Source organism: Streptomyces sp. 378, from assembly GCF_030124145.1.
Taxonomy (GTDB): Bacteria; Actinomycetota; Actinomycetes; order Streptomycetales; family Streptomycetaceae; genus Streptomyces.
Window position 1 is genome coordinate 198,405 of sequence record NZ_JASKMS010000005.1, and the last position, 22,367, is coordinate 220,771.

A 22,367-nucleotide genomic window follows, 5' to 3' on the forward strand; every position below is an offset into this window, starting at 1 on the left:
TGATGGCCGGTAGTACGGCATAGACGTCGGCAGCGTTCAGGGCGAGGCCCCGGGTTCCCACCCGGGGCCTCGCCCTTTTGCCACACGCGTTCGCCTCTGCGACATCGCGTTCGTGCGTACACGTTCGCGTGCGTGCGCACGCAACGCCGAAGGCCCGTACCCACCAAGATCTTTGGTGGGTACGGGCCTTCGGCCTGAGCGTTACGCCTTGCGCAGTCGGAACGTCAGGGACAGACCTTCGTCGGTGAAGGGCTCGCCGTAGGTGCCGTCCGCCTCGCCGCCGGCGAAGTCGGTGGCGAGGACCTCGTCGGCGATCAGGCCGGCGTGGTCGGTGAGGGCCTCTGCCGTCGCCTGGTCCGTGGCCGTCCAGCGCAGCGCGATGCGGTCGGCCACGTCGAGGCCGCTGTTCTTGCGGGCCTCCTGGATCAGGCGGATCGCGTCCCGGGCCAGACCCGCACGACGCAGCTCCTCCGTGATCTCCAGGTCCAGGGCGACCGTCGCCCCGGCGTCGGATGCCACCGACCAGCCCTCGCGCGGGGTCTCCGTGATGATGACCTCGTCGGGGGCCAGCGTGATGGTCTCGCCGTCGACCTCGACCGACGCCGTGCCCTCGCGCAGGGCCAGGGACAGGGCGGCCGCGTCCGCGCCGGCGACGGCCTTGGCCACGTCCTGGACGCGCTTGCCGAACCGCTTGCCCAGCGCACGGAAGTTGGCCTTCGCCGTGGTGTCGACCAGGCTCCCGCCGACCTCGCTCAGCGTCGCCAGGGACTCGACGTTGAGCTCCTCCGTGATCTGCGTGCGCAGTTCGGGGTCCAGGGCGTCGAAGCCCGCCGCCGCGATCAGCGCGCGGGACAGCGGCTGACGCGTCTTGACGCCCGACTCCGCGCGCGTGGCCCGGCCGAGCTCCACCAGCCGGCGCACCAGCACCATCTGCTTCGACAGCTCCGGGTCGATGGCGCCGAGGTCCGCCTCCGGCCAGGAGGACAGGTGGACCGACTCCGGGGCGCCCGGCGTGACCGGGACGATCAGGTCCTGCCACACCCGCTCGGTGATGAACGGGGTCAGCGGCGACATCAGCTGCGTGACCGTCTCGACGACCTCGTGCAGCGTGCGCAGCGCCGCCTTGTCGCCCTGCCAGAAGCGGCGGCGGGAGCGGCGCACGTACCAGTTGGACAGGTCGTCGACGAACGCGGACAGCAGCTTGCCGGCGCGCTGGGTGTCGTAGGCGTCCAGGGCCTTGGTGACCTGGTCGGTGAGGGCGTGCAGTTCGGACAGCAGCCAGCGGTCCAGGACCGGGCGGTCGGCCGGGGCCGGGTCCGCCCCGGACGGGGCCCAGCCCGTCGTACGGGCGTAGAGGGCCTGGAAGGCGACCGTGTTCCAGTACGTCAGGAGCGTCTTGCGGACGACCTCCTGGATCGTGCCGTGGCCCACGCGGCGGGCCGCCCACGGGGAGCCGCCGGCCGCCATGAACCAGCGGACGGCGTCGGCGCCGTGCCGGTCCATGAGCGGGATCGGCTCCAGGGTGTTGCCCAGGTGCTTGGACATCTTGCGGCCGTCCTCGGCCAGGATGTGACCGAGGCAGACGACGTTCTCGTACGACGACTTGTCGAAGACGAGCGTGCCGACCGCCATCAGCGTGTAGAACCAGCCGCGGGTCTGGTCGATGGCCTCGCAGATGAACTGTGCCGGGTAGCGGGCCTCGAACAGCTCCTTGTTCTTGTACGGGTAGCCCCACTGCGCGAACGGCATCGAGCCCGAGTCGTACCAGGCGTCGATGACCTCGGGCACGCGCGTGGCCGTCTTTCCGCAGCCGTCCTGCGGGCAGGGGAAGGTGACGTCGTCGATGAACGGGCGGTGCGGGTCCAGGCCCGACTGGTCCGTGCCGGTCAGCTCGGTCAGCTCCGCGAGGGATCCGGCGCAGGTGAGGTGGTCGTCCTCGCAGCGCCAGATGGGCAGCGGGGTGCCCCAGTAGCGGTTGCGGGACAGCGCCCAGTCGATGTTGTTGTTCAGCCAGTCGCCGTACCGGCCGTGCTTGACGGTGTCCGGGAACCAGTGGGTGCCCTCGTTCTCCGCGAGGAGACGGTCCTTGAGCGCCGTGGTGCGGATGTACCAGGACGGCTGGGCGTAGTAGAGCAGCGCGGTGTGGCAGCGCCAGCAGTGCGGGTAGCTGTGCTCGTACGGGATGTGCTTGAAGAGCAGGCCGCGGCTGTCGAGGTCCTCGGTGAGCTTCTCGTCGGCCTTCTTGAAGAAGACGCCGCCGACGAGGGGGACGTCCTCCTCGAAGGTGCCGTCGGGGCGGACCGGGTTCACGACCGGCAGACCGTAGGCGCGGCAGACCTTGAGGTCGTCCTCACCGAAGGCGGGGGACTGGTGGACCAGACCCGTGCCGTCCTCGGTGGTGACGTACTCGGCGTTGACCACGAAGTGGGCTTCGGCCGGGCTGTGCCCATTGGTTCCCTCGCTTGCGCTCGGGAACTCCACCAGCTCGAAGGGGCGCTGGTACGTCCAGCGCTCCATCTCGGCGCCGGTGAAGGTCTGACCGGTGACGTCCCAGCCCTCGCCGAGGGCCTTGGCGAGGAGCGGCTCGGCGACGACGAGCTTCTCCTCGCCGTCGGTGGCGACGACGTAGGTGACCTCGGGGTGGGCGGCGACGGCGGTGTTGGACACCAGGGTCCACGGGGTCGTCGTCCACACCAGGAGCGCGGCCTCACCGGCGAGCGGGCCGGAGGTGAGGGGGAAGCGGACGAAGACCGACGGGTCGACGACCGTCTCGTAGCCCTGCGCCAGCTCGTGGTCCGACAGGCCCGTGCCGCAGCGGGGGCACCAGGGGGCCACGCGGTGGTCCTGGACCAGCAGGCCCTTGTTGAAGATCTCCTTCAGCGACCACCAGACCGACTCGATGTACTCGGGGTCCATCGTGCGGTAGGGATCCTGGAGGTCGGTCCAGTAGCCCATGCGGGTCGTGAGCTCTTCGAAGGCGTCCGTGTGCCGGGTCACCGACTCGCGGCACTTCTCGTTGAACTCCGCGATGCCGTACGCCTCGATGTCCTGCTTTCCGGAGAAGCCGAGCTCCTTCTCGACGGCGAGCTCCACGGGGAGGCCGTGGCAGTCCCAGCCGGCCTTGCGGGCCACGTGGTAGCCGCGCATGGTGCGGAAGCGGGGGAAGACGTCCTTGAAGACGCGGGCCTCGATGTGGTGGGCACCGGGCATGCCGTTGGCGGTGGGCGGACCCTCGTAGAACACCCACTCGGGGCGGCCCTCGGACTGCTCCAGGCTCTTGGCGAAGATCTTCTGCTCGCGCCAGAAGTCGAGCACGGCGTGCTCGAGGGCGGGCAGGTCGACCTGGGCGGGCACCTGGCGGTACGTCGGCGATGTCATCAGCGGGCTTCCTCCGGCGGACTTGCTGCCTTCCGTCCGGAGGGACGAGAGCTAGGTCTGCCTGCGCCGTCTTCGGCGCGCTCCCGCGGTACCACCCTCCTTGGCCCTCCGGCACGGGGTGTGCGCCGGTGAGCCCCCTCATTGGGGTCGCGATGCCGGGTCTACTGGCCCTGGAGGGCGTTCTTCCGGCGGCTCCGGGGTGATCTTCGCGTCGCGCTCGCCCCCGGGCTTCCACCGTCCCCGGGTCGCTCTGGGCTGCCTACGCCGCTACTCGTCCCCATCCACGCTTTTCGCTCCGCCCAGTGTACGGCGCCGCGCGGACAGCGGCCGACCCGTTTTCGTGGCTGCCGGGAGGGGAGGGCCGAGCAGGGGGCGAAATGGGTTTGATGACCCGAATGGCGCGGTATAGGTGTTCGGATCCTGGGACGTCCCGCTCGGCGGATTACCGGGCGGGGAGCTGGGCACAACGGATGCAGGTTCGCCGCGTGGCGTGCGCGAGGCGGGCGAATCGGGCGGTGTGCCCCGTTGCCGCGGGACTCGAGTCGATTTATCGTCCCAGCACGATTCGCGAGCAAGATCACAATATGTGAAGGGGCCGCGGCCATGGTGGCGAAGAAGACCGCCGTACAGCATCCGGCGTCCGGCAGGTCCGCGGAGGCCTCCGGCGGTGCGGCCAAGGGCGTGGGCGGGAAGAAGTCCGCGCAGGGACCCCCGGCGGGGCGCGGGGCGAAGGAGAGCGGGGGGAAAGCGGCCGGGGGGACGCGGACGGCCGGGAAGAAGGTGACGGCCGAGAAGGCCGCGGCCGGGGAAGGGGCCGGCGAGGAAGCCGTGGCGAAGACGACGGCCACCAAGACGGCCACCAAGACGGCTACCAGGACGACGACCAAGAAGACGACCAGGATGGCGGGGGCCGGAACGGCGGCGGCCGAGAAAGCCGCGGCCGGGGACCCGGCGCCCGAGGCCCCGGCCGGGAAGGCGGCTGTGAAGAAGGCGACGGCCAAGACGACCGCCCCGGCCGAGAAGGCCGCGGCCAGGAAGAAGCCGACGGGCGCGAAGGCGGCCGCGAGGAAGACGGCGGCCAGGCAGGCCCCGGCCGAAAGGGCCACCGGCGGAAAGAGCACCACCAAGAGCGCGGCCGGGAAGGGCGCTGCCCCGACCGGCGCGGTCACACAGGAAACGGCCGCGCGCAGTGCGGCCACGAAGGCGGGTGCGGCCGAGGCCGCGCAGCAGACGGGAGCGACGACGGTGGTTGCGAAGAAGACTCCTGGCACGGCCACGGCGGCGAAGACCGCCGTTCCCAAGGCACGGGTCGCCGCGGCGGAGCCCGGTGAGCTCGCGGTACGCCCGGGCGAGGACCCCTGGACGGAGGAGGAGGTCGAGGAGGCGCGCTCCGAGCTGACGTCCGAGGAGACCCGGCTGCGTGAGGAGATCACATCGTCGGAGCGGTCGCTCGCCGGACTGATGCGGGACTCCGGGGACGGCGCGGGCGACGACCAGGCGGACACCGGCACCAAGAACATCACCCGCGAGCACGAGCTGGCCCTGGCCGCCAACGCGCGCGAGATGCTCCTCCAGACCGAGCGCGCCCTGGAACGTCTGCACGCGGGCACCTACGGTCTGTGCGAGAACTGCGGCAACGCCATCGGCAAGGCCCGCATGCAGGCCTTCCCCCGGGCCACGCTCTGCGTGGAGTGCAAGCAGAAGCAGGAGCGCCGTTACTGACCCGCCGCCGAATGCCTCCTGAGCACGTGCGACGTACGGGGTGTGCCGTACCCTCGTCCTCAGTCAGGCACCTAGGTTGAGGGACTCACGTGGCAGAGGCGGAGCGCATCATCGGTACGCCGGACACACCGGACGCGGCCGGCGGCAAGGAGCGGCCCGACTCCGAGGGCACCCCGGCCGGCGAGCCCGGCACCGGCCCGGCGGCCGGTGCCGACCAGCCGGAGACCGGCACCGGGCGGCCCCGGGGCAAGCGCCGGATGGCGGTGCTGTTCGCCGTCGCCACGTTCGCGTACGCCCTCGACCTGATCAGCAAGCTGATCGTGGTGGCCAAGCTGGAGCACCACCCGCCCGTCGAGATCATCGGGGACTGGCTGAAGTTCGAGGCGATCCGCAACGCGGGCGCGGCCTTCGGCTTCGGTGAGGCCTTCACCGTGATCTTCACGATGATCGCGGCGGCGGTGATCGTGGTGATCGCCCGCCTGGCCCGCAAGCTCTACAGCCTGCCCTGGGCGATCGCGCTGGGCCTGCTGCTCGGCGGGGCGCTGGGCAACCTCACCGACCGGATCTTCCGGGCGCCGGGCGTCTTCGAGGGCGCGGTCGTGGACTTCATCGCGCCCAAGCACTTCGCCGTCTTCAATCTGGCCGACTCGGCGATCGTGTGCGGCGGCATCCTGATCGTCGTGCTGTCGTTCAAGGGCCTCGACCCGGACGGCACCGTCCACAAGGACTGAGCGCGCGTGCGGCCCTGTCGGAGCCGTCCGGCATACTCGACGGGTGAGCACGATTCCCGAGATCCGAACCCTGCCCGTGCCCGACGGCCTGGAGGGCGAGCGTGTCGACGCCGCCATCTCCCGCATGTTCGGCTTCTCCCGTACCAAGGCGGCCGAGCTCGCCGCCGCGGGAAAGGTCACGGTCGACGGGTCGGTGGTCGGCAAGTCGGAGCGCGTGCACGGCGGCGCCTGGCTGGAGGTCGAGATGCCGCAGGCGCCCGCGCCGGTGCAGGTCGTGGCCGAGCCGGTCGAGGGCATGGAGATCGTGCACGACGACGATGACGTGGTCGTGATCGTCAAGCCGGTCGGCGTGGCCGCGCACCCGTCGCCGGGCTGGACCGGGCCGACCGTCATCGGAGGCCTCGCCGCCGCCGGGTACCGGATCTCCACCTCCGGCGCCGCCGAGCGCCAGGGCATCGTGCACCGGCTCGACGTGGGCACGTCGGGGCTGATGGTGGTCGCCAAGTCGGAGTACGCGTACACGTCGCTGAAGCGCCAGTTCAAGGAGCGCACGGTCGACAAGCGCTACCACACGCTCGTCCAGGGCCACCCCGACCCGACCAGCGGCACCATCGACGCGCCCATCGGCCGGCACCCGCAGCACGACTACAAGTGGGCCGTCACCGCCGAGGGCAAGCCGTCCGTCACGCACTACGACCTCATCGAGGCGTTCCGCGCGGCCTCCCTGCTCGACGTGAAGCTGGAGACCGGCCGCACGCACCAGATCCGCGTCCACATGGCCGCTCACCGGCACCCCTGCGTGGGCGACCTCACCTATGGAGCCGACCCGACGCTCGCCAAGCGCCTCGGGCTGACCCGCCAGTGGCTGCACGCGGTGCGGCTCGGCTTCGAGCACCCCGGGGACGGGCAGTGGGCGGAGTTCTCCTGCGACTACCCGGAGGACCTGCACGCGGCCCTGGAGCAGGTCCGCGAGGAGACGTACGCGTGAGCACCACCCCGTACCTGGTGCGGGTCGCCGAGGGCCCGGCCGACCGGGAGGCGTGCTTCGCGGTGCGCAAGGAGGTCTTCGTCGGCGAGCAGGGCGTGCCCGAGGACATCGAGTACGACGCGTACGACGCCGGCGCGGTCCATGTGCTGGCGGTCCGCGAGGACGGTGTGCCGCTCGGGACGGGGCGGCTGCTGCACGGGGCGGCGGCCGTGGCGCAGACCGGTGCCGGCCCTTTGGTGGGCTCCCTCGGCCGGCTCGCGGTCACGGGCGCCGCGCGGGGGCTCGGCGTCGGGGCCGCCCTGGTGCGGGCCATCGAGGACGCGGCTCGCGCGCGGGGTCTCACGGCCGTGGACCTGCACGCGCAGACACACGCGCTGGGCTTCTACGAGCGGCTCGGCTATGAGCCGTACGGGCCGGAGTACCTGGAGGCGGGCATTCCGCATCAGGGGATGCGGCGTTCGCTCTAGCCCCACGAGGCAGGTGCCGAAACGGTTTGTCCCTGCAGTCGCGTGGCAGGCTTGAGGTCAGTCGTGTGAATATGTGACCTCTCGGAGCGCTGACCGTGGATCAGTTGGCCCTGCTGTTCCTGCTGTTGCTCGGGGCCGTGATCAGTGTCCCCGTGGGCGACCGGTTCGCGGTACCCGCGCCGGTGCTGATGACGCTGCTGGGCATGGTCCTCGCACTGCTCCCGTTCGTGCCGAACGTCGAGATCCCGCCGGACCTGATTCTGCCGCTGCTGTTGCCGCCCCTGCTGTACGCCGCCGTGCGGCGCACGTCCTGGCGGCAGTTCGCGGCGAACAAGAGGCCGATCTTCCTGCTGGCCGTGGCGCTGGTGTTCGTCACCATGGCCTGTGTGGCCGCCGTCGCCGACGCGATCGTGCCGGGGCTGCCGCTCGCCGCGGCGTTCGCGCTGGGCGCGCTGGTGGCGCCGCCCGACCCGATCGCGGCGACCGCCGTGGCCGGACAGCTGGGACTGCCGCGCCGGCTCGTGTCGATCCTGGAGGGCGAAGGGCTGTTCAACGACGTGACGGCCATCGTCCTCTACCACGTGGCGATCGCCGCCGCCGTCAGCGGGACGTTCTCACCCTGGAAGGCCGGGCTCGACCTGGTGCTGTCGGCCGTGGTGGCGGTGGCCGTGGGCCTCGTCCTGGGCTGGGGTGCGAACAAGCTGATGGAGGTGCTCGGCGACGCGACCCTGCAGATCGGGCTGACCCTGCTCGTGCCCTACGCCGCGTACGTCATGGCCGAGGAACTGCACGGCTCGGGCGTGCTCGCCGTGCTCACCACCGCGCTGTTCCTCGCGGAGTACGGCTCGGACGCCGACAACGTCATGACGCGGCTGGCCGGGCACACCTTCTGGAACATCGTCGACACGCTCGTCACCGGCGTCGCGTTCGGGCTGGTCGGGCTGGAGTTGCACAACGCCATCCGCACGGCCTCCGGGCGGTGGGGCGAGCTGCTCTGGTGGGCGGCGGTGGTGGTGGTCGTCGTGGTGTTGGCACGGCTGCTGTGGCTGCTGCCGGCGACCTGGCTGACCAAGCGGCTGCACGCGCGGCGGGACTACGACGAGGACATCCCGGTGAGCTGGCGCGAGACCGTGGTGATGTGGTGGTCGGGGATGCGCGGGGTGGCCTCGGTCGCGCTGGTGCTGGCCATCCCGCTGGAGACCGACGCGGGCGCGCCGTTCCCCAGCCGGGACGAGATCATCTTCATCGCGTTCGGTGTGATCATGGCGACGCTGGTGCTCCAGGGACTCACCTTGCCGTGGCTGGTGCGGCGGCTCGGCGTCAAGGCCGACACGGACCAGGACAAGGAGCTCGCTAAGGCGCTGGCGATCCGGGCGGCCGAGGCGGCGAAGCACAGACTGCGGGAGATCGAGGAGAACGAGGAGCTGCCGGAGGAACTGTCCGAGCAGATGCTGCGGCGCGCCTACGACATCGGGGTGCGGATCAGTCCCGAACTGGCGGAGGACGAACGGCGCGAGGCGTACCGGGAGAGGGCCCGGCGGGTGAAGCGGGTCCGGCGCATCCAGCAGGAGATGCTGAGTGCGGCGCGGCACGAGGTGCTCGCGGCGCGCAGTGAACCGGGGGCCGACCCCGAGGTGGTGGACCGGGTGCTGCGGCACCTCGACGTCCGCAGCCTGCGCTGAGTCGCGTCGCGGCGGGCAGCCGGGGCGGCATAGGGTCGTTCACATGGCGCGGAATGTGGTCATCAGTGGTGGAGGTACGGGAGTCGGCCTCGCGGCGGCCCGGGTGTTCGCCGCCGACGGGGATCGGGTGCTGCTGCTCGGGCGGCGGGCCGAGGTGCTTCAGCGGGCCGGGGTGCCCGGCGCGCTGACGTACGCGGCCGATCTCGCCGAGCCGGCCGACGTGCGCGGTGTCGCCGCGTTCGTGCAGCGGGAGTTGGGGGCTGTGGACGTGCTCGTGCACAGCGCCGGGGGCAGCGGGCTGCTCGAACCGGACGCCCCGGGTGACGATCCGCTCGCGGCCGTCGCGCACACCTGGAACGTGAACTTCCGGCTCAACGTCCTCACCGCCGTCCTGCTCACCGAGGCGCTGAAGCCGCGGCTCGCCGAGCCCGGCGGCCGGGTGCTGTTCCTCGGCTCCATCGCCGCCTACCGGGGATCGGGGATCGGGGCGTACGCGGCGGCCAAGGCGGGGCTGCATCCCTACGCCCACGCTCTGGCGCGGGAACTGGGGCCGCGCGGCATCACCGTCAACGTGGTCGCGCCCGGGTACATCGAGGACACCGGGTTCTTCGGGGACACGATGGCCGAGGAGCGACGGGCGCGCCTCATCGCCGAGACCTCCAACGGGCGGGCGGGAACCCCGGGGGACGTCGCCGAGACCCTGCACTGGCTGGCCTCCCCGGGCGCCGGGCACATCACCTCGCAGATCATCCAGGTCAACGGCGGCGCCGAGCGCGGCCACTGATCCGGCGGACAGGGGGAGGGCCGGCCCTCCCCCTCGTCGTACGGGCGCGGGCCCGTCCCGATCGTCAGCGGTCCGGCCGTCCCGGGCCGTTCCCGTGGTAGCGGCGCTGCTGGGCCGGTACGGTCTGCGGGGCCGGGCGGTGGCCATTGCTGCCTCCCGGCGGCGCAAGGACCGCGTCCGCCGTGTTGACGCGGGGCAGGGCGTACGGGTGCTCGCGGGTCAGCCAGCGGATCATCTCCTCGCGGACCCTGACCCGCACCGTCCAGATGTCGTCCGCGTCCTTGGCCGTCACCAGGGCCCGCACCTGCATGGTGGTCGGGGTGGTGTCCGTGACGGACAGGTTGTAGGCGCGGCCGTCCCAGGCCGGGCACTCGCGCAGGATGTCGCGGAGCCTGTCGCGCATCGCCTCCAGGGGCGCCGAGTGGTCGAGGTGCCAGAAGACGATGCCGGTCATCTGCGGGGTGCCGCGCGACCAGTTCTCGAACGGCTTGGACGTGAAGTACGACACCGGCATGGTGATCCGGCGCTCGTCCCACGTGCGGACGGTCAGGAACGTCAGCGTGATCTCCTCGACCGTGCCCCACTCGCCGTCCACCACCACGGTGTCGCCGATGCGCACCATGTCACCGAAGGCGATCTGGAAGCCCGCGAACATGTTGCTCAGCGTGGACTGCGCGGCGACACCGGCGACGATGCCGAGGATGCCGGCCGAGGCCAGCAGCGAGGCACCGGCCGCCTTGAACGCCGGGAAGGTCAGCAGCATGCTCGCCGCGGCCACCACGCCGACGATCGCGGACAGGACCCGCATGATCAGCGTCACCTGGGTGCGCACCCGGCGGACCCGGGCCGGATCCCGGTGGACCCGGGCGTGGGCGTATCGGCTGTAGGACGTCTCGACGATCGCCGCCGCGATCCGGATGATCAGCCAGGCGGTCGACCCGATCAGCACCAGGGCCAGTACCCGGCCGACGGCCTCCTCGCGGCTCTGCAGCAGTTGCGCCTCGTCGTACGAGCCTCTCAGCAGGGCGGCGCCCAGCACGAGCTGGTAGGGGATGCGGGCACGGCGGAGCAGCCCCCACAGCGGGGTGTCGTGATGCCGTGCGTCGGCCTTGCGCAGAAGGAAGTCGGTGGCCCAGCCGATCACCAGCGTGAGCACGACCGAGCCACCGACCACGATCAGCGGTCGTAGCAGGTTTTCCATGCCTCCGAACCTAACCGGCTCCCGGGGGCATGAACCTGTGACTTCCGTTGCGTCCTGGGTAGTGCCGGGAACCCGGGCCGTCACACCCGGCTGGCACCATGGCCTCATGAACATCATGCTCTTTCACTCGACCCTCGGACTGCGGCCCGCTGTGCTCCAGGCCGCTGACCGGCTGCGATCGGCCGGACACGAGGTGTGGACGCCCGACCTCTTCGAGGGGCGCACCTTCGATGAGGTCGAGGAGAGCATGGAGCACAAGGAGAGGATCGGCAAGGACGAGCTGCTGAAGCGGGCCGTGCTGGCCGCCGCGCCCTACTCCGAGCGCGGGCTGGTGTACGCCGGGTTCTCGCTCGGCGCCTCCATCGCGCAGACGCTCGCCCTCGGCGACGACCGGGCGCGCGGACTGCTCCTGCTGCACGGCACGTCGGACATCGCGCCCGACGTCACGGCGGAGGACCTGCCCGTCCAGCTGCACGTGGCGGAGCCGGACCCCTTCGAGACGGACGACTGGCTCAGCGCCTGGTACCTCCAGATGGGCCGCACCGGCGCCGACGTCGAGGTGTACCGGTACGCCGGGGCCGGCCACCTCTACACCGACCCCGGCCTGCCGGACTACGACGAGGAGGCCGCCGAGGCCACCTGGCGGGTGGCGCTCGGCTTCCTCGACACCCTGTAGCGGCGGTTACACCGGGTCGTAGGAGCGCTCGACCTTCTGCGTTCCGCTGCGGGTGCGGTACGAGCGGGACCACGTGGCGGTCGCGTCGCGCTTCGTGCGGTCGGAGACGACGTAGTAGTCCATCTGCGCGCGCTCGGCCGTGATGTCCAGCACGCCGAAGCCGTGGCGGTCGGTGTCCACCCAGTGGACGTGCCGGTTGGCGGCGCGGATGACCGGCGCGGCGACCGCCGAGACCGTGCCCTCCGGGACCTTCACGATGTCGTCGAGGTTGTCCGAGGTGACCGAGGTGACGACGAACTCCGTGGCGGCCGACGGGGACAGCGGATACGTGCCGGCGTTCACCGGAACGTCGTTGGCCCAAGCCATGTGGATGTCGCCGGTGAGGAAGACCGTGTTGCGGATCGCGTTCGTCCGCAGGTGCGCCAGGATCTCGCGGCGGTCGTCGGTGTAGCCGTCCCACTGGTCGGTGTTGAGGGCGAGGCCCTCCTGCGGCAGGCCCAGCAGCTTGGCGAGGGGCTTCAGCAGGTCGGCGGAGAGCGAGCCGACGGCGAACGGCGAGATCATCACCGAATTGCCGACCAGCCGCCAGCTCGTGTCGGACGACTTCAGCCCCGCCTTGAGCCAGTCGAGCTGGGCGCGGCCGGTGAGCGTGCGCTCCGGGTCGTCGACGTCACCGTCGCCGACCTTGACCTGCTGCGAGCGGAAGGAGCGCAGGTCCAGCAGCGAGAGGTCGGCCAGCCTGCCGAAGCGCAGCCGGCGGTAGGTGGTGCCCTCGATCGCCGGGCGCACCGGCATCCACTCGAAGTAGGCCTGCCTCGCGGCGGCCTGGCGGGCGGACCAGGCGCCCTCCGCGCCCTCCGTGTGGTTCTCCGCGCCGCCCGACCAGGCGTCGTTGGCGATCTCGTGGTCGTCCCAGATCGCCACGACCGGGGCCGCGGCGTGCAGCGCCTGGAGGTCCGGGTCGGTCTTGTACCGCCCGTGCCGGGTGCGGTAGTCGGCGAGTGTGACGATCTCGTGGGCGGGCGCGTGCGGGCGGACGACCTTGTCGCGGGTGCCGTACGTGCCGGTGCCGTACTCGTAGATGTAGTCGCCGAGGTGCAGCCAGGCGTCCAGGTCGCCGCGGGCCGCGAGATGACGGTACGAGGAGAAGTAACCGGCTTCCCAGTTGGCGCAGGAGACCACGCCGAAGCGCAGGCCCGGGACGGCCGTGTCGTGCGCCGGGGCGGTGCGGGTGCGCGCGGCGGGGGAGTCGGTGCCGCCGGCGGAGAAGCGGAACCAGTAGTCGGTGCCGGGCCGCAGGCCGCGGATGTCGGCCTTCACGGTGTGGTCCGAGGCGGCCGTGGCGGTGGTGGAGCCCTTGGCGACGACGATGGTGAACGCCTTGTCCTCGGCGACGATCCAGCTCACTTCGGTGTCCGGGCCGACTCCGGAGCCGGGTATCGCCTCCGGCACCGGGGTGACGCGGGTCCACAGCAGGATGCCGTCCGGCAGCGGGTCACCGGAGGCCACGCCGTGCAGGAAGGCGGGTGCCTGCTCCACGGCACGCGCCGGCGGGGTCGCCGCCAGCGGCCCGGCCAGGACAGCGGTCGCCGCCGCGGCCTTGACGACCGTACGGCGGCGTGGTGTGAGGGAGTTGACGCCCTCTGACGTTTTCGATGATCTGTATCGACTGGTCACGACCGATCAGGTTACTGGTCGGTAGTGCAGGTGTGGGCAAACTCCAGACCTTTGCCCACACCCACCCACGCTGGCGCGCTCACCGAGCCCCTTGAGTCAAGCTCGATGTGGAGCCAGTAGATTCACGCCTTCCCGGTGGCCGTCTTCCTGTGCTTGGGTGACCCATCGGCTCCGTTCTGATGCCAGACCTGCAGAGTCACCTCCTCGCCTTCCGGTATGTTGTGGTTACCGGTGGCACAATCGCCCGTACCACCCGTGGCCGAGGTGTAAATGACGTGGTTGCCGTTGGAGTCGCTCCAGTAGACGGACATCTTGGCCCTGTCGCCGTCCGAGTATGTGTCGCACACCTTCCAGTGGTCCCCATTGTGATAGAACCAAGCTTCTGCGTGCTCGACCGTGATGCAGCTGATAACTCCGCAGCTTTCACTCTTTGACTGAGCGTGCGCATTTGAGCCAGCGAAAGCTGGAGCAGTACTGAGTGCCAATGCAGAAGCGGTTGCTGCCACCCCGGTGAGCGCGCGCCTAAGCGGAGTTGCCGAAAGCATTTTCTTCCCCCTGATCTGTGGGTTCAGTCTTTGATTGCGCTCCCCACGCATGGTCGGTGCGCGGGGGTGTGAGCTGACGTTATGCGCAGTCGAGATCAACACGCAAGCGTGTTCGGTAGGCGAAGCTTGTAGGGGGGCGCTTTCCAGCCAGAGACGAGCGAAACCAGACTCCGCTCGCCGCTGGCCATCGGAAACCTGCTGTGGTCTAGTAGTACTTCGTTACGTTGAGTGATCTCGGCTGGTCGTGGGTAGCTTCCTGGAGTGAGGTTGGGGGAAGTGGAGCGGCTCCGGGGTGAGTTGGCGGAGTTCGTTGCCGATGTGTTCGGGTCGCTGTCGCGGCGGGATCAGCGGCGGTGGGGCGAGTGCTATCTGCGGGGCCTGATGCTCGATGGCCGGCGCAAGTCGATCCAGCCGATGGCCGAGCGTCTGCCGGAGGGGAACATGCAGGCCCTGCAGCAGTTCGTGAACCAGTCGCCGTGGGATCCGCTGCCGGTCAGGCAGCGGATCGCCGCGCGGCTGTCCGAGGTGATCACGCCTGAGGTGTGGGTGATCGACGATGTGTCGTTCCCCAAGTGCGGCAAGGCGTCGGTGGGGGTGGCCCGCCAGTATTGCGGAGCGGTCGGCAAGCGGGCGAACTGCCAGGTCGCGGTCAGTGTCCATGCCGCCACCGACACTGCCTCGTGCCCGTTGGAGTGGCAGTTGTATCTGCCGCGTGAGTGGACGGATGAGCCGGACCGATGCCGCAGGGCAGGAGTCCCCGACGACGTGGTGCACCGGGAGAAGTGGCGTCTGGCGCTCGGTCTGCTGGACACACTCGCTCAGTGGCAGTTGAAGGCGCCGGTGGTGGTCGCCGATGCCGGCTACGGCGTCAGCACCCCGTTCCGGCTCGGTCTCGAGGAGCGAGGGCTGTCCTATGTCCTGGCCCTGACCGGGAAGGAAGTCGCCCACTTGGAGGATGCCGAGCCGTACCAGCCTGCTTATGGCGGACTCGGGCCGCCCACCCTTGCCCGCTACCGCACCCCACCGCGAGCCGTCTGTGTCCTCGCAGTGGAGGCGGGTGCGGAGCGGTTCACCGAGGTGACCTGGCGGCAGGGCAGCAAAGGCGCGATGACCTCACGGTTCGCGGTGCTGACAGTGCGGCCTGCGGGCAAGCAGTCCCTGGCCGCGGCCCAGGAGGCGGGCGGCGGCCGCAACCGGTGGGACGGCGTCCTGCCCACCCGGACCCTCCTGGTCGAATGGCCGGACGGCCAGGACACTCCGACGGGCTACTGGATATCGAACCTGCCCGCCACCACACCTACCGCTGACCTGGTGCGGTGGGCCAAGATGCGCTGGCGGATCGAGCACGACTACCGCGAGCTCAAACACGGCCTGGGACTGGGCCACTTCGAGGGCCGCACCTGGCGCGGCTGGCACCACCACGTCACCCTCGTCACCGCCGCCCAGGCATTCCTCACCCTCAGGCGGCTCTACCCAAAAGTCCGCACACCGGCCTGACCCTCTACCAGGTCCTCGACGTTCTTCAGGACCTGCTGAGGTGCTGGACCGGTACCTGCACTACCTGCGGCCGCCCCCTGCCCAGCACTCGAAGCAGCCGCAGACAGTCCAGAACCTAACGAAGCACTACTAGGTCCTGCGACCTACCTTCCTCAACCCTTAAGTGCAGTGTTGACCATGGAGTTGAAGTCCTCCACCGTCATGGGTGGATTGCCGGCCGATGTGGTGAGTTTCTTGCCGTCCATGACGAAGCTCGGGGTCCCCCTTACATCGTCCTTGTTGGTGTCGAAGCTCTTCGACATCGCCAACGCCCAGGCGTCGTAGGTGCCCTTCTCGACCGCGTCCTGGAACTTCTTGTTGTCCTTCAGCTCGGGGACGGTGTTCGCGACCTTGATGAGGTAGCTGTCGTCCTTGAACTTGTCGGTCGTCTCCTCCGGGTGGTACTTCGCCGAGTACAGCGCGGCCTTGTAGTCGAGGAACGCCGCGTCGCTCACGTTCAGCGCGGCGCCCAGGGCGCTCATGGCGTTCTTGGAGCCCTCGCCGTTGGACCCAATCTTGCCGTCACCCAGAGCATCGCCGTCGATGAAGGTGGCGCCGATGAACTGCATCTTGTACTTGCCGTCGTCGATGTCCTTCTTCACGGTCGGGCCGACGGTCTGCTCGAACTGGGCGCACACGGGACAGCGTGGGTCCTCGTAGATCTTCAGCGTCTTCTTCGCCGAGTCCTTGCCGATGACGACCGTGGTGCCGTCGGTGCCCGTGGTGTTGGCCGGCGTGACGACCTTCTCGTCCTTGACCGCCTCCCAGTGGGTGGGCTTGTTGGCCTGGACGACGGCGTAGCCGATGCCGCCGGCTATCGCCAGGACGCCGACGATCGAGCAGGCGACGATGACCTGCCGCTTCGTCTTCGCCCGCTTGGCCTCGCGCTCGCGCTCGATGCGCAGCCGCTCACGGGCCGCCGTCTTCGCCGACTGGCTGTTCCGCTTGCTCATGGTGATGTTCTCCGTGGGGGAGGCGCACAGCGGTGTGTGCGGGATACGTATGAAGGACTGCTGGTGCTCGAAAGGGCCGCGGGGGGGCGCAGGAGCCTCCCGCGACGGCGAGTGCCTTACGCGAAGGTGGACGAGCACGGCGGTCCGCGCCGCCCCAGGGAGTACGCGAGGATCCGGTCGCGGGCGGTAGGGGTGCGGTCGGCGGCCCGCGCCGGCAGGCGCCGCCCGGCCGGGGCCCGCTCCACCGCGACCGCGGCGGCCGCCAGCAGCAGCGGCCGGAACGTGGTCGCGGTCACCGCCCGCAGCAGCTGGGCCAGGGCCCGCTCGCCGCGGCGAAGCCAGCCGGCCGCGAGGAGCCCGACGCCGATGTGCGCGCCGAGCAGCAGCCAGGCGGTGGCCGGGTCGGCATGGACCACCGCGGCCGCGAGCCGGTCGGTGCCGGTGGCCCCTGCCATCCGGGCCAGGGGTGTGCCGACCTCACCGCCGCCGCAGAGCACGTCCAGGCCGACCGAGCGCAGGGGGCCGGTGACCGGGCCGCCCGCCCGGCCGTAACAGGCGTGCTGGCCCGTGGTGAAGACCGTGTCGGCGGCCAGTTCCAGCGGGATCAGCAGGGCCGCGATCCTCCCGAAGGAGCGCTCGGCGCCCGCCAGGGCGAACGCGATCACGAACACGGCGGCGGCGACCGCGGCCACCGGGCCCACCGGCAGCGGGGCCCGGGACAGCAGCACGTGCGACGCGGTGCTGAGTGTCACGACCACGGTCGTGAACAGCGCCGCGCGCGCGGCTCTGAGCTGGATCCCGGATATGTCCATAGCGAAACGAGTCTGTCATGGGGGCCCGTAAGGGACCCCTAAAGGATGCCAGTGAGAGGCCTTACCGTCACAGGCCCGGAATCCGTCCGTTGCGGAACAGGTCGACGAAGCTCTGGTGGTCGGCACGCGCGCGTGCGCCGTAGCGGTGCGCGAAGTCGACCAGCAGGGGGGCGAAGCCCTCCTCGTCGGCCGCGATCGCCGCGTCGATGGCCCGCTCCGTGGAGAACGGCACCAGGGACTCGCCGGACTGGTCGTCCGCCGCCGAGTGCATCGCGGCCGTCGCCCGTCCGAGGTCGGCCACCACCTGGGCGATCTCCTCCGCGTCGTCGATGTCGTCCCAGTCGAGGTCCACGGCGTACGGCGAGACCTCGGCGACCAGCTGGCCCGCACCGTCCAGCTCGGTCCAGCCCAGCCATGGGTCGGCGTGCGCCTGGAGGGCGCGCTGGGAGATGACCGTGCGGTGCCCCTCGTGCTGGAAGTAGTCGCGGATCGCCCGGTCGGTGATGTGCCGGGAGACGGCCGGGGTCTGGGCCTGCTTGATGTAGATCACGACATCGTTCTCCAGGGCGTCGCTGTGCCCCTCCAGCAGGATGTTGTACGACGGCAGCCCCGCCGAGCCGATGCCGATGCCGCGCCGGCCGACGACGTCCTTCACGCGGTAGGAGTCCGGGCGGGCCAGCGAGCTGTCCGGCAGCGTCTCCAGGTAACCGTCGAAAGCGGCGAGGACCTTGTAGCGCGTGGCCGCGTCCAGCTCGACGGAGCCGCCGCCCGCCGCGAAGCGGCGCTCGAAGTCGCGGATCTCCGTCATCGCGTCCAGCAGGCCGAAGCGGGTCAGGGAGCGGGCGTCACGCAGCGCGTCCAGCAGCGGGCCCTCGGCCGTGTCCAGCGTGAACGGCGGCACCTCGTCGCTCTTCGCGCCCGTCGCCAGGGCACGGATCCGCTCGCGGTACGCCACCGCGTAGATCGTCACCAGCTCGGAGATCTGCTCGTCGCTCAGCGCCTTCGCGTACCCGATCAGCGCGATGGAGGCGGCGAAGCGCTGCAGGTCCCAGGTGAAGGGGCCGACGTAGGCCTCGTCGAAGTCGTTGACGTTGAAGATCAGGCGGCCGTTGGCGTCCATGTAGGTGCCGAAGTTCTCCGCGTGCAGATCGCCGTGGATCCACACGCGGGACGTGCGCTCGTCCAGGTAGGGACCGCCGGGCGTCTTCCCGCCGTCCCGCCCGGCGGTCTCCTTGTCCATGTCGTGGTAGAAGAGGCACGCCGTCCCCCGGTAGAAGGCGAAGGCCGAGGCCGCCATCTTCCGGAACTTCACGCGGAACGCGGCGGGGTCGGCGGCCAGCAGCCGGCCGAACGCGGTGTCGAAGACGGCGAGGATCTCCTCACCGCGGTGCTCGTCGTCGAGCTGCGGGAACGACATCGCTGGGTGCCTCCTGGTGCATGCGTCGCAGGGCGGCTGGTCCGCCCTTCGCCTAACGTGCGGCGGCCCGCGGGAGTGCCCGCGAGGCCTCGCACGAAGGTACGCGGGTCAGGCCTCCCGGTGTCACTGCCGAGGCATAGACTTCGACGCTGTCCCCCAGACTGTCCGCAGCCTGTCGGGCCCCATTCGATCCATGTTTTCTCTGGAGGCCGCAGCCGTGTCAAAGCCGCCGTTCACGCACCTGCACGTCCACACCCAGTACTCGCTGCTGGACGGTGCCGCGCGGCTGAAGGACATGTTCAACGCGTGCAACGAGATGGGCATGACGCACATCGCCATGTCCGACCACGGCAACCTCCACGGGGCGTACGACTTCTTCCACACCGCCCAGAAGTCCGGAGTGACCCCGATCATCGGGATCGAGGCCTATGTCGCGCCGGAGTCCCGCCGCAACAAGCGCAAGATCCAGTGGGGCCAGCCGCACCAGAAGCGGGACGACGTATCCGGTTCCGGCGGTTACACCCACAAGACGATGTGGGCGGTGAGCTCGACCGGCCTGCACAACCTCTTCCGGCTGTCCTCCGACGCCTACGCCGAGGGCTGGCTGCAGAAGTGGCCCCGGATGGACAAGGAGACCATCGCCCAGTGGTCCGAGGGGATCGTCGCCTCCACCGGCTGCCCCTCGGGCGAGGTCCAGACGCGGCTGCGCCTCGGCCACTTCGACGAGGCCCTGAAGGCCGCCGCCGACTACCAGGACATCTTCGGCAAGGACCGCTACTTCCTGGAGCTGATGGACCACGGCATCGAGATCGAGCACCGGGTCCGCGACGGTCTGCTGGAGATCGGCAAGAAGCTCGGCATTCCCCCGCTGGTCACCAACGACTCGCACTACACGTACGCGCACGAGGCGACCGCCCACGACGCGCTGCTGTGCATCCAGACCGGCAAGAACCTCTCCGACCCCGACCGCTTCCGGTTCGACGGCACCGGCTACTACCTGAAGTCCACCGACGAGATGTACGCCATCGACTCCTCGGACGCCTGGCAGGAGGGCTGCGCCAACACCCGCCTGATCGCCGAGATGGTCGACACCACGGGCATGTTCGAGAAGCGCGACCTGATGCCGAAGTTCGACATCCCGGAGGGGTACACGGAGGTCAGCTGGTTCCGCGAGGAGACCCTGCGCGGCATGCACCGCCGCTTCCCGGACGGCATCCCGGACGACCGCATGAAGCAGGTCGAGTACGAGATGGACACCATCATCTCGATGGGCTTCCCGGGCTACTTCCTCGTGGTCGCCGACTTCATCATGTGGGCCAAGAAGCAGGGCATCGCGGTCGGCCCCGGCCGAGGCTCGGCGGCCGGCTCGATCGTCGCCTACGCCCTGGGCATCACCGACCTCGACCCCATCCCGCACGGCCTGATCTTCGAGCGGTTCCTCAACCCCGAGCGCATCTCCATGCCCGATGTCGACATCGACTTCGACGAGCGCCGGCGCGTCGAGGTGATCCGGTACGTGACGGAGAAGTACGGCGCCGACAAGGTCGCCATGATCGGCACGTACGGCACCATCAAGGCCAAGAACGCGATCAAGGACTCCGCGCGCGTGCTGGGCTACCCGTACGCGATGGGCGACCGCCTCACCAAGGCCATGCCCGCCGACGTCCTCGGCAAGGGCATCAACCTCGACGGCATCACCAACCCCGAGCACCCCCGCTACTCCGAGGCGGGCGAGATCCGGGCGATGTACGAGAACGAGCCGGACGTGAAGAAGGTCATCGACACCGCCAAGGGCGTCGAGGGCCTGGTCCGGCAGATGGGCGTGCACGCCGCCGGCGTGATCATGTCCAGCGAGACCATCACCGACCACGTGCCCGTCTGGGTCCGGCACACGGACAAGGTCACCATCACCCAGTGGGACTACCCGAGCTGCGAGTCGCTCGGTCTGCTGAAGATGGACTTCCTGGGCCTGCGCAACCTCACGATCATGGACGACGCCGTCAAGATGGTGAAGTCCAACAAGGGGATCGACATCGATCTCCTGAGCCTCCCGCTCGACGACCCCACGACCTTCGAACTGCTCCAGCGCGGCGACACCCTCGGCGTCTTCCAGTTCGACGGCGGCCCCATGCGCTCCCTGCTCCGGCTGATGAAGCCGGACAACTTCGAAGACATCTCCGCCGTGTCGGCCCTGTACCGCCCGGGCCCGATGGGAATGAACTCCCACACGAACTACGCACTGCGCAAGAACGGCCAGCAGGACATCACGCCGATCCACCCCGAGCTGGAGGAGCCGCTCAGGGAGGTCCTGGACGTCACCCACGGCCTGATCGTCTACCAGGAGCAGGTGCAGAAGGCCGCCCAGATCATCGCCGGCTACTCGCTCGGCGAGGCCGACATCCTCCGCCGCGTGATGGGCAAGAAGAAGCCCGAGGAACTGGCGAAGAACTTCGTCCTCTTCCAGGAGGGCGCCCGCAAGAAGGGCTTCAGCGACGAGGCCATCCAGGCCCTGTGGGACGTGCTGGTCCCCTTCGCCGGCTACGCGTTCAACAAGGCGCACTCCGCCGCCTACGGACTCGTCTCCTACTGGACCGCGTACCTGAAGGCGAACCACCCCGCCGAGTACATGGCCGCGCTGCTCACGTCCGTGAAGGACGACAAGGACAAGTCGGCCGTCTACCTCAACGAGTGCCGCCGCATGGGCATCAAGGTGCTCCCGCCGGACGTCAACGAGTCGATGTCCAACTTCGCGGCCCAGGGCGACGACGTGATCCTCTTCGGCCTCTCCGCCGTCCGCAACGTCGGTACGAACGTGGTCGAGTCGATCATCAGGTGCCGCAAGGCCAAGGGGAAGTACGTCTCCTTCCCGGACTACCTCGACAAGGTGGAGGCGGTGGTCTGCAACAAGCGCACCACCGAATCGCTGATCAAGGCCGGTGCCTTCGACGCGATGGGCCACACCCGCAAGGGCCTCACCGCGCACTACGAGCCGATGATCGACAACGTGGTCGCGGTCAAGCGCAAGGAGGCCGAGGGGCAGTTCGACCTCTTCGGCGGCATGGGCGAGGCGGAGACCAGCGAGCCGGGCTTCGGGCTCGACGTGGAGTTCTCCACCGACGAGTGGGACAAGACCTATCTGCTCGCCCAGGAGCGGGAGATGCTGGGTCTGTACGTCTCCGACCACCCGCTGTTCGGCCTGGAGCACATCCTGTCCGACAAGGCCGACGCCGGTATCTCCCAGCTGACCGGCGGTGAGCACTCCGACGGCGCGGTCGTCACCATCGGCGGCATCATCTCGGGCCTGCAGCGCAAGATGACCAAGCAGGGCAACGCCTGGGCCATCGCCACCGTCGAGGACCTCGCCGGCTCGATCGAGTGCATGTTCTTCCCCGCGACCTACCAGCTCGTCTCGACGCAACTCGTCGAGGACGCCGTGGTGTTCGTCAAGGGCCGCCTCGACAAGCGTGAGGACGTGCCGCGGCTCGTCGCGATGGAGCTGATGGTTCCCGACCTGTCCAACGCGGGCACCAACGCGCCCGTGGTCCTCACCATCCCGGCCACCCGGGTCACCCCGCCGCTGGTCAGCCGCCTGGGCGAAGTCCTCAGTCACCACAAGGGCGACAGCGAGGTGCGGATCAAGCTCCAGGGGCCGACCAAGACGACCGTGCTGCGGCTGGACCGGCACCGGGTCAAGCCCGACCCGGCGCTCTTCGGCGACTTGAAGGTGCTGCTCGGGCCGTCCTGCCTGGCCGGTTGACGCGGGGCTCTCGATGCGCTTGAGGGGCGTACCCGGCATCG

At 69.8% G+C, this 22,367-nt stretch carries 15 protein-coding genes; 9 read left to right on the forward strand and 6 right to left on the reverse strand.

Going from position 1 to position 22,367, the window contains the following annotated elements; all coding sequences use genetic code 11:
- Positions 1–201: 201 nt before the first annotated feature.
- The gene (ileS, locus tag QNO09_RS09655; protein ID WP_283969676.1) at positions 202–3,378 is read right to left on the reverse strand and encodes an isoleucine--tRNA ligase; all 3,177 of its coding nucleotides are present in this window, start codon (positions 3,376–3,378) and stop codon (positions 202–204) included.
- Positions 3,379–3,981: 603 nt separating this feature from the next.
- Between ileS and QNO09_RS09660 the strand changes: the two genes are divergently transcribed.
- The 6 genes from QNO09_RS09660 to QNO09_RS09685 all read left to right on the forward strand — a co-directional run bounded on the left by QNO09_RS09660 (position 3,982) and on the right by QNO09_RS09685 (position 9,752).
- Complete coding sequence (locus QNO09_RS09660) at positions 3,982–5,100, forward strand: TraR/DksA family transcriptional regulator (RefSeq protein ID WP_283969677.1); 1,119 nt, start codon at positions 3,982–3,984, stop codon at positions 5,098–5,100.
- Between the two features lie 89 nt (positions 5,101–5,189).
- Positions 5,190–5,831 carry a signal peptidase II gene (gene lspA / locus QNO09_RS09665; protein ID WP_283969678.1) on the forward strand — a complete coding sequence of 214 codons (642 nt, stop codon included), beginning with the start codon at positions 5,190–5,192 and terminating at the stop codon, positions 5,829–5,831.
- Positions 5,832–5,874: 43 nt separating this feature from the next.
- Entirely contained in the window at positions 5,875–6,819 is a 945-nt protein-coding gene (locus QNO09_RS09670) for an RluA family pseudouridine synthase (RefSeq protein WP_283969679.1), read from the forward strand.
- Positions 6,816–7,286 carry a GNAT family N-acetyltransferase gene (locus tag QNO09_RS09675; RefSeq protein ID WP_283969680.1) on the forward strand — a complete coding sequence of 157 codons (471 nt, stop codon included), beginning with the start codon at positions 6,816–6,818 and terminating at the stop codon, positions 7,284–7,286. Before QNO09_RS09670 ends, QNO09_RS09675 begins: the two co-directional genes overlap by 4 nt.
- A 95-nt stretch (positions 7,287–7,381) precedes the next feature.
- Positions 7,382–8,968 (forward strand): Na+/H+ antiporter, encoded by a 1,587-nt coding sequence (locus QNO09_RS09680; RefSeq protein WP_283969681.1) that lies wholly within the window; start codon positions 7,382–7,384, stop codon positions 8,966–8,968.
- A 43-nt stretch (positions 8,969–9,011) separates the two neighbouring features.
- Positions 9,012–9,752: an SDR family NAD(P)-dependent oxidoreductase gene (locus tag QNO09_RS09685; protein WP_283969682.1), complete on the forward strand. Its 741-nt coding sequence runs from the start codon at positions 9,012–9,014 to the stop codon at positions 9,750–9,752.
- A 64-nt stretch (positions 9,753–9,816) separates the two neighbouring features.
- On the opposite strand, the gene QNO09_RS09690 is transcribed toward QNO09_RS09685, so the two are convergent.
- The gene (locus QNO09_RS09690; protein WP_283969683.1) at positions 9,817–10,953 is read right to left on the reverse strand and encodes a mechanosensitive ion channel family protein; all 1,137 of its coding nucleotides are present in this window, start codon (positions 10,951–10,953) and stop codon (positions 9,817–9,819) included.
- On the opposite strand from QNO09_RS09690, the gene QNO09_RS09695 reads away from it, so the two are divergent.
- On the forward strand, positions 10,952–11,629 hold the full coding sequence (locus QNO09_RS09695; RefSeq protein WP_283969684.1) for a dienelactone hydrolase family protein: 678 nt from the start codon (positions 10,952–10,954) through the stop codon (positions 11,627–11,629). The two genes, QNO09_RS09690 and QNO09_RS09695, sit on opposite strands and share 2 nt — an antisense overlap.
- Before the next feature lie 6 nt (positions 11,630–11,635).
- Here QNO09_RS09695 and QNO09_RS09700 read toward each other — a convergent pair whose 3' ends face one another.
- Positions 11,636–13,306 (reverse strand): alkaline phosphatase D family protein, encoded by a 1,671-nt coding sequence (locus QNO09_RS09700; protein ID WP_283969685.1) that lies wholly within the window; start codon positions 13,304–13,306, stop codon positions 11,636–11,638.
- A gap of 806 nt (positions 13,307–14,112) precedes the next feature.
- Here QNO09_RS09700 and QNO09_RS09705 point away from each other — a divergent pair.
- A complete protein-coding gene (locus QNO09_RS09705; RefSeq protein ID WP_283969686.1) occupies positions 14,113–15,348 on the forward strand; it encodes an IS701 family transposase in 1,236 nt (411 codons plus the stop codon).
- Between the two features lie 152 nt (positions 15,349–15,500).
- Here the strand turns inward: QNO09_RS09705 and QNO09_RS09710 are convergent, their stop codons facing one another.
- The 3 genes from QNO09_RS09710 to QNO09_RS09720 form a co-directional block, all read right to left on the reverse strand.
- Complete coding sequence (locus tag QNO09_RS09710) at positions 15,501–16,340, reverse strand: thioredoxin domain-containing protein (RefSeq protein WP_283969687.1); 840 nt, start codon at positions 16,338–16,340, stop codon at positions 15,501–15,503.
- A gap of 116 nt (positions 16,341–16,456) precedes the next feature.
- A complete protein-coding gene (locus QNO09_RS09715; RefSeq protein ID WP_283969688.1) occupies positions 16,457–17,152 on the reverse strand; it encodes a hypothetical protein in 696 nt (231 codons plus the stop codon).
- A 67-nt stretch (positions 17,153–17,219) separates the two neighbouring features.
- Positions 17,220–18,569, reverse strand: a complete 1,350-nt coding sequence (locus QNO09_RS09720) for a DUF2252 domain-containing protein (RefSeq protein WP_283969689.1) — start codon at positions 18,567–18,569, stop codon at positions 17,220–17,222.
- A gap of 217 nt (positions 18,570–18,786) precedes the next feature.
- On the opposite strand from QNO09_RS09720, the gene dnaE reads away from it, so the two are divergent.
- On the forward strand, positions 18,787–22,326 hold the full coding sequence (gene dnaE, locus QNO09_RS09725) for a DNA polymerase III subunit alpha (protein WP_283969690.1): 3,540 nt from the start codon (positions 18,787–18,789) through the stop codon (positions 22,324–22,326).
- Positions 22,327–22,367 lie beyond the last annotated feature (41 nt).